The organism is Mycobacterium sp., from assembly GCF_032162605.1.
Classification (GTDB): Bacteria; Actinomycetota; Actinomycetes; order Mycobacteriales; family Mycobacteriaceae; genus Mycobacterium.
In genome coordinates this window covers 1-7,607 of sequence record NZ_JAVROT010000472.1, presented here as the reverse complement: position 1 = coordinate 7,607, position 7,607 = coordinate 1, and the positions used below count along the sequence as shown (strand labels likewise).

The 7,607-nt window shown below is 66.9% G+C and carries 6 protein-coding genes; 5 read left to right on the top strand and 1 reads right to left on the bottom strand.

The annotated features are described in order from the left end of the window. The first annotated feature begins 79 nt into the window (after positions 1-79). The 5 genes from QOI01_RS26060 to mobA all read left to right on the top strand — a co-directional run bounded on the left by QOI01_RS26060 (position 80) and on the right by mobA (position 5,970). Positions 80-1,084: a LacI family DNA-binding transcriptional regulator gene (locus tag QOI01_RS26060; protein WP_526386057.1), complete on the top strand. Its 1,005-nt coding sequence runs from the start codon at positions 80-82 to the stop codon at positions 1,082-1,084. Positions 1,085-1,193: 109 nt separating this feature from the next. Continuing rightward, a complete protein-coding gene (locus QOI01_RS26055; RefSeq protein WP_526386058.1) occupies positions 1,194-2,018 on the top strand; it encodes a PfkB family carbohydrate kinase in 825 nt (274 codons plus the stop codon). 355 nt (positions 2,019-2,373) lie between these two features. Next, the gene (locus tag QOI01_RS26050) at positions 2,374-4,326 is read left to right on the top strand and encodes a 2-oxoacid:acceptor oxidoreductase subunit alpha (RefSeq protein ID WP_526386056.1); all 1,953 of its coding nucleotides are present in this window, start codon (positions 2,374-2,376) and stop codon (positions 4,324-4,326) included. Continuing rightward, positions 4,323-5,390 carry a thiamine pyrophosphate-dependent enzyme gene (locus QOI01_RS26045; RefSeq protein ID WP_526386055.1) on the top strand — a complete coding sequence of 356 codons (1,068 nt, stop codon included), beginning with the start codon at positions 4,323-4,325 and terminating at the stop codon, positions 5,388-5,390. The genes QOI01_RS26050 and QOI01_RS26045 overlap by 4 nt, the downstream gene beginning before the upstream one ends. 13 nt (positions 5,391-5,403) lie before the next feature. Then, positions 5,404-5,970, top strand: coding sequence for a molybdenum cofactor guanylyltransferase (mobA, locus tag QOI01_RS26040; RefSeq protein WP_526386054.1), 567 nt, complete (start codon positions 5,404-5,406; stop codon positions 5,968-5,970). Positions 5,971-5,980: 10 nt separating this feature from the next. Here mobA and QOI01_RS26035 read toward each other — a convergent pair whose 3' ends face one another. Then, positions 5,981-7,261: a hypothetical protein gene (locus QOI01_RS26035; protein WP_526386053.1), complete on the bottom strand. Its 1,281-nt coding sequence runs from the start codon at positions 7,259-7,261 to the stop codon at positions 5,981-5,983. Positions 7,262-7,607 lie beyond the last annotated feature (346 nt).

Genomic DNA, 7,607 nt, shown 5'->3' with positions numbered 1-7,607 from the left:
AAATGTGTCCGTATGACGGAGTGTCGCGGCACATTTGCGTCTGCTCGCGGGGGTGGGGTGCCGCAGAGGGGAGGCCGAAGTGCCACACCGGTACAAGGTGCGGGAGATCGCCCAGCAATCTGGGCTGAGCGAGGCGACCGTCGATCGGGTCCTCAACGATCGTCCCGGCGTCCGGGAGAACACCCGTGCTGAGGTCGCGCAGGCCATTGCCGACCTCGACAAACAGCGCGCCCAGCTGCGCCTCAACGGCCGCCGCTTCCTCATCGACGTGGTGATGCAGACGCCGCAACGGTTCTCCGACGCCTTCCGCGCCGCAGTCGAGGCCGAGCTTCCCGTCTTCGCGCCCGCGATGCTGCGGGCCCGCTTCCACCTGTGGGAGTCGGGTTCGCCGGCCCAGATGGTCGATGCGTTGTCCCGGATCCGCGGCAGCCACGGCGTCGTCCTCAAGGCGCAGGATGCGCCCGAGGTGGTCGAGGCCGTCGATCGCCTCGTCGGCGCAGGCGTTCCCGTGGTCACCTACACGACCGACGTGCCGACCAGTTCTCGGAACGCGTACGTCGGCATCGACAACCACGGCGCCGGCGTGACGGCGGCCTACCTGATGGATCAGTGGCTGGGCGAAACGTCGTCGGGAGTACTGATCACGCTGAGCCGCACGGTCTTTCGTGGCGAAGGAGAACGCGAGATCGGGTTCCGGTCGGCCCTGCGTGGTTCGGGACGCGACCTCGTCGAGGTCAGCGACAGCGACGGCATCGACGAGACCAACGAGCGCCTGGTGCTCGACGCGCTGAGACGGTATCCGGGCATCGAGGCGGTGTACTCGCCTGGCGGCGGCAACACCGCTACGGTCGCCGCGTTCGAGCGATTGGGACGCGTCTGCAGGGTTTTCATCGCCCACGACCTCGACGCCGACAACCGCAGGCTGCTGCGCGACGGGAGGATCTCCGTCGTCCTGCACAACGACTTGCGCGCCGACGCGCGGCTCGCGATGCGGCTCATCCTGCAGCACCACGGGGCGCTGCCGGCGGAGCCTGCGCGGCCGGCGCCGATCCAGGTGATCACGCCGTACAACCTGCCCAGCTGACGTCATGTCGTCGAATCTCAGTGATCCCAGATACCATTTCGCCTCACGGCGACTCCTGCGCGCCGACAGAGATCAGGAGACTCGATCGGTGCGGCCACTCATCAACGGTGTGACCGTCCTGGGCAACCTGGCCATCGACATCATCGACGGTGCGCCCTCCAGCCCGGGCGGCTGTGCCTCGTTCGCAGGCGTGGCGCTGGAGTACGCGGGTGGGTCCGGCGAGATCGTGGCGATGGGCGCACCGCAGGATCACCAGTTGTTCGCCGCGGTGCTCGACCGCTTCGGGTCGCTGGTCCGCATCATCGACTCCGACCGGACGGCGTCGTTCCGACTGGACTACGTCGACGTCGATCACCGCGCGATGTCCGTCGCGGCGCTCGGTCCCATCTGGGGCAACGTCGAGATCGAAGCCGCCGACCCGCGCACCACCTGGGTGCACCTCGCGCCGCTGTTGCGGGCGGACTTCCCCGACAGCACGCTGGCGCTGCTCGCGGCCCGCGGACATCGGGTCGCCTATGACGGCCAGGGCCTCGTCAGGGTGGACCAGCTGGGTCCGCTCGCCGTGGACCGGAACTATCCGCACAGCCTGCTGCGCGACATCAGCGTCCTCAAGCTGGCGGAGGACGAAGCAGTCATCGTCGCGGACGGGGAGTTCGATGCCGCCACCGCCGAACGGCTCGGTGTGCCGGAGATCCTGGTGACTCTAGGGTCGGAGGGCTGCGACATCTACACCGACGGAAGCGTCGTTCGGGTCCCCGCAGCCTGGCGGGTCACGGGTGTGCAGGCCACGGGCGCAGGCGACATGTTCACGTCCTGCTACGTCGCCATCCGCGCCGCGGGCGCAGGCCCGGTGCTCGCGGCTGAACGGGCGAGTGAACTCGTCGCGCGGGAACTGCAGAAGCGCCTCAAGGTGGAGTCACCCGACCGCGTGTAGGCGCAGGTCGAAGCGTTCGGAATCGACACATGTCAAGTTTGACCCGGGACGCGCTAGCCCTTCGGCTACTAACGGGTAGCATTTTTCTTAGGAATGCGACGCCCCAAAAGTGACGAAAGCCACATTGGCGTCGCGGGATGCGCGGCTTCACGCTAGTGAACTGCGCGTTCCAGGTGCTCGGCTTGCGAGACACGCTCTTGTCCGGTACAGGTCAGCCTAAGAGAAGTGCAATAATCGGTACTGCTAGTGACAGACAAAAATTGGGTGAACGTCAGCCCGGCGGCGCGGTCGCGACAGCGACCTTCACTGCGACACGGATTAGACGACATCTCGCAAAGCGTGAAAGGCAGGGGTCGTGAGCTTGAACGGCAGCGTCAACGGCGGCGAAGCCGGGACGAATTCCACCCCGCAGAAGCTCGAGAAGGTCGTCATCCGTTTCGCGGGTGACTCCGGCGACGGCATGCAGCTCACGGGCGACCGCTTCACCACCGAGGCCGCCCTGTTCGGCAACGATCTTGCGACGCAACCGAATTATCCCGCCGAGATCCGCGCACCACAGGGCACGTTGCCCGGTGTGTCTTCGTTCCAGATCCAGATCGCCGACTTCGACATCCTGACCGCGGGAGACCGCCCGGACGTCCTCGTCGCGATGAATCCCGCCGCGCTGAAGGCCAACGTGGGCGACCTGCCGCGCGGTGGACTGATCATCGCCAACTCCGACGAGTTCACGAAGCGCAATCTGGCAAAGGTCGGATACGAGGCCAACCCGCTGGAGACCGACGAGCTGTCCGATTACGTCGTGCAGGCAGTCGCGATGACGTCACTGACACTCGGTGCCGTCGAAGAGATCGGCGCCTCGAAGAAGGACGGCTCTCGCGCGAAGAACATGTTCGCGCTCGGCTTACTGTCCTGGATGTACAGCCGCGAACTCGAACACAGCGAGACGTTCATTCGCGAGAAGTTCGCCAGCAAGCCCGAGATCGCCGAAGCGAACGTCCTGGCGCTGCGCGCCGGCTGGAACTACGGGGAGACGACTGAGGCGTTCGGCACCACGTACGAGGTGTCACCGGCCCAGTTGAAGTCGGGCGAATACCGCCAGGTGTCCGGCAACACCGCGCTGGCCTACGGCATCGTCGTGGCAGGCCAGTTGGCCAACACCCGGGTAATGCTCGGCAGCTACCCGATCACGCCGGCGTCGGACATCCTGCACGAGCTGTCCAAGCACAAGAACTTCAACGTCCTGACCTTCCAGGCGGAGGACGAGATCGCCGGCATCGGCGCCGCCCTCGGCGCGTCCTACGGCGGTGCGCTCGGCGTGACCAGCACCTCCGGTCCCGGGGTGGCGCTCAAGGCGGAGGCCATCGGCCTCGGCGTGATGGCCGAACTCCCTTTGCTCGTGGTCGACGTGCAGCGCGGAGGGCCCTCGACCGGGCTGCCGACGAAGACTGAGCAGGCCGACCTGCTGCAGGCGCTGTACGGCCGCAACGGCGAATCGCCGGTCGCGGTCCTGGCTCCGCAGTCACCATCGGACTGCTTCGAGATCGCGGTCGAGGCCGTGCGGATCGCACTGACGTACCGGACCCCTGTCATCCTGCTGTCGGACGGCGCCATTGCGAACGGCTCCGAGCCGTGGCGCATCCCGGATGTCACCACGTTCGCGCCGATCGCCCACACCTTCGCCAAGTCCGGCGAGCCCTTCCAGCCCTACGCCAGGGATCCCGAGACGCTCGCGCGCCAGTTCGCGGTCCCGGGAACGCCCGGCCTCGAGCACCGCATCGGCGGACTCGAGTCGGCCAACGGCTCGGGCAATATTTCCTACGAGCCGAAGAACCACGATCTGATGGTGCGCCTACGACAGGCCAAGATCGACGGCATCGACGTGCCCGATGTCGTCGTCGACGATCCGACCGGCGACGCGGAGTTGCTGATCCTGGGGTGGGGCAGTTCCTACGGACCCATCGGCGAAGCCTGCAGGCGGGCGCGGCGCAATGGCATCGAGGTCGCCCACGCGCAGCTGCGTTACCTCAACCCGCTGCCGGGCAACCTCGAAGAGGTTCTGCGCGGTTACTCGAACGTGGTTCTGCCCGAGATGAACCTGGGCCAGCTCGCCCTGCTGCTGCGGGGTAAGTTCCTGGTCGACGTCCAGTCGGTCACGAAGGTGGAAGGCATGGCGTTCCTCGCCGAGGAGGTGGAGGGCATCATCGACTCGGCCCTCGACGGAACGCTGCGCGAAAAGGAAAGCGACAAGGCCAAGTTCGCACGGCTGGCAGCTGCCACCGTCGAAACGGCCGTAGGAGCGGACGCATGACTGACCTGATCGGTACCGGCCTTGGGCTCACGAAGATCAGCGGCGTGCCGACGACCGACCAGCCGCAGAAGTCCAAGGAATTCGCCAGCGACCAGGAGGTGCGCTGGTGCCCCGGATGCGGTGACTACGTCATCCTGAACACCATCCGCAGCTTCCTGCCGGAACTCGGCCTCAAGCGCGAGAACATGGTGTTCGTCAGCGGCATCGGCTGCTCCAGCCGGTTCCCGTACTACCTCGAGACGTACGGCCTGCACTCCATCCACGGGCGCGCCCCGACCTTCGCCACCGGCCTGGCTCTGGCCCGCGACGACCTGTCGGTATGGGTCGTGACCGGTGACGGCGACGCGCTGTCCATCGGTGGCAACCACCTGATCCACGCGTTGCGCCGGAACGTGAACATCACGATCCTGCTGTTCAACAACCGCATCTACGGTCTGACGAAGGGCCAGTACTCGCCGACCTCCGAGGTAGGCAAGGTCACCAAGTCGACGCCCATGGGCTCGCTGGACTACCCGTTCAACCCGGTGTCGCTCGCGCTGGGCGCCGAGGCGTCCTTCGTCGGTCGGGCACTGGACTCGGACAAGAAGGGTCTGACCGAGGTGCTTCGCGCGGCCGCTTCGCACCGCGGCGCCGCGCTCGTAGAGATCATGCAGGACTGCCCGATCTTCAACGACGGCTCATTCGATGCGCTCCGCAAGGAGGGCTCCGAGGAGCGACTGATCAACGTCTCGCACGGGCAGCCCATCACCTTCGGCGCCGACGGTGAGTACTGCGTGGTGAAGTCGGGATACGGCCTGGAGGTCGCCAAGTCCGCCGACGTGTCGGTCGACGAGATCGTCGTGCACAATGCCCAGATCGACGACCCCGCGTACGCGTTCGCCCTGTCGCGGCTGTCGGAGCAGAACCTCGAGCACACCGTCATGGGCATCTTCCGTCAGGTGAGTCGGCCGACGTACGACGAGATGGCACGCAATCAGATCGCCTCTGCGATGGATTCCAAGCCCCACGACACCGCCGCTCTGCAATCCTTGCTTCGTGGCAAGGACACTTGGAACGTCGAATAGCGCAGTACCGGATGTGACCTCCTCCGCTCCGTTGGCAGCGATAGTGCTGGCGGGTGGAGCGTCGCGGCGAATGGGCCGCGACAAGGCAACCCTGGAATTCTCTGGGCATACCTTCGTCGAGCAGGTGGTGGCCACGCTGGTCACGCGTTGCTCGCCCGTCTTCGTGGTGGCGGCGCCGGGTCAGCCCCTGCCGTCGCTGCACGCGGAGGTGCTCCGAGACGATGTCCGAGGCGTCGGTCCCCTGCTGGCCACGGCCAGGGGGTTGCGAGCCGCTGCGGACGCGGGAATGGAGCGGGCGTTCGTGTCTGCGGTCGACATGCCTTACCTGACCGCGGATCTGATCGAGGAGCTCGTCGGGCCGTCGGTGCGCCTTGGCGCGGACGTGGTATTGCCCTGGGATGGACGTGACCACTACCTGGCAGGCGTGTACCGCACCGACCTTGCCGCACGGGCCGAGCAGCTGGTGGCCACGGGTGAGCGCAGCATGCGCGCGCTCGTGGATGCCGTTGACACCCAACGCGTCGTGATGCCCGAGCAGCGCGCGTTGACCAACGTGAACGATCCGACCGCCTTGCCGTAGACGGCTGGCTCTAAGCGGCCAGGCGGGAGCCTCCAGCATCGGTCCTGGCGGGCCGCGCGACACGCATGGCGCTGGGCCGGAGGGCGATCAACGAGCCCGAGCGGACGATGCCGACCGGTCCACTACCGGCGAAGCGCGCTATGCCCGACGCGCGCAGCGCGATACCCGCTTTGGCCTGCCGGTAGCCGACGCCCACCCCGGCCACCGTGGGAATCAGGAGTGCGACCAGACCTGGCAGCGCGGCAGCGACCATCGCCGATAGGGACGCGGTGATGACGAGTGCGCCATAGGAACGGAAGAACGCCTGCAACCCCTCGGACATGGCGTCGGCGGGTGCAGTCCGTGCTCTGGCGTTGAGCGAAGAAGCCCCGACCATGGCACTGGTGGCGCCGGAGATGGATGTCGCCGTGGCCCTGGCGGTTTCGCCCGCGCCGTCACTAGCCGAGATCGGGCCGTGCTCGCTGGTATGTGGTCGGGCGGTCTGCGCTGGCGTAGGCACGGTGGCGGTCGACGGCCAGAGGATGTCGGCGCCTACTCGTCCACTTGCCGGTTGCGCGCCGGGGAAGCCGAACAAGGAGGCAAGGTCGGAGGGGACCTGGGTCACGGGAACGAACGCATCGGCCGTCGCGGTGAGCATCGCCTGGATCGACGTCAGAACATCGGGAACCGGTGCGATCAGACCCGTTGCGAGCTCGTCGGCTATCGGTGTCACGAGGGTCTGTACCCCTGCTACCGGGGCGACGAGGCTTTGTACCCCTGCGGCCACTGCGCCGGTGGTGGGTGCCATTACCGGGTGTAAAGCCTGGGTGACCTGGTTGGTGGTCGATGTGAGCGCATTGGTCACCGGGGTCACCGCGCCGGGACCCCCGTTCCCGGCCGTGCCGGAGTCGGGCGCGGCGACGGCGGGAGGAGCGGTCGCCGGATCATCGGTCGGCACTTGGGGCATCTGCCCGACGCCGAGCCCGGTGGTCGGTGTGTCGTCGCGAATGGTCTCAGCCATCGTCTGCGGAACTGCCGCGACCGGCGACCTCGTGTTCGATCCCGTCGAGCCGAGAATCGACTGCGGGCGCGGCAGGTGTCCCGGCCCCAGCGCATTCGTGGCGCCCTGAATGGTCGCGCGCAGCTTATTGGCGACGCCGCCGGGCGGCGGGCCGCCGTGGCTGGCGGGGGCAGCGCCGTTCGCGGTGCCGGAACCGGAGTCGGCAACGGCCACCGCGCCGCCGAAGTTGACCGTCAGGCCCGCCGTCAAGAGGCCCACGCCCGTCGCAAAGCGCCAATGTGACCGTGTCACGTACCCTCCGCAACCGCTCTCAGGACCACTCGGTGCGGCCCACGCGTTGCGCCATTGTCTCACGATCCGCCCAATCAGAGGTTGTAGTTCGGGGGGCCCCACGGACCGCCCAGGCTACTTCGGTTCGTTGGCTCGGTGAATTGCGGACTCATTGCCACTTGGCAATGCGCCGCGGGACCGCGCCGCCGCTCCGTCGGGGAGGCGATGCGCATCGATGGACGAACTCATTCGCGGCCTGTCCTCAGGATCGCCTGATCGTCGTTCATCGACTACCGTGAAACTGAATTATGATGTCTAAGTGCAGTATTCAAGTAGCATCGAACGAAATGCGCTCTTGCGTAATGAA

Excerpts from the sequence above, each read along its gene's own strand:
- QOI01_RS26045 (WP_526386055.1), top strand. The coding sequence starts at position 4,323 with ATGACTGACCTGATCGGTACCGGCCTTGGGCTCACGAAGATCAGCGGC.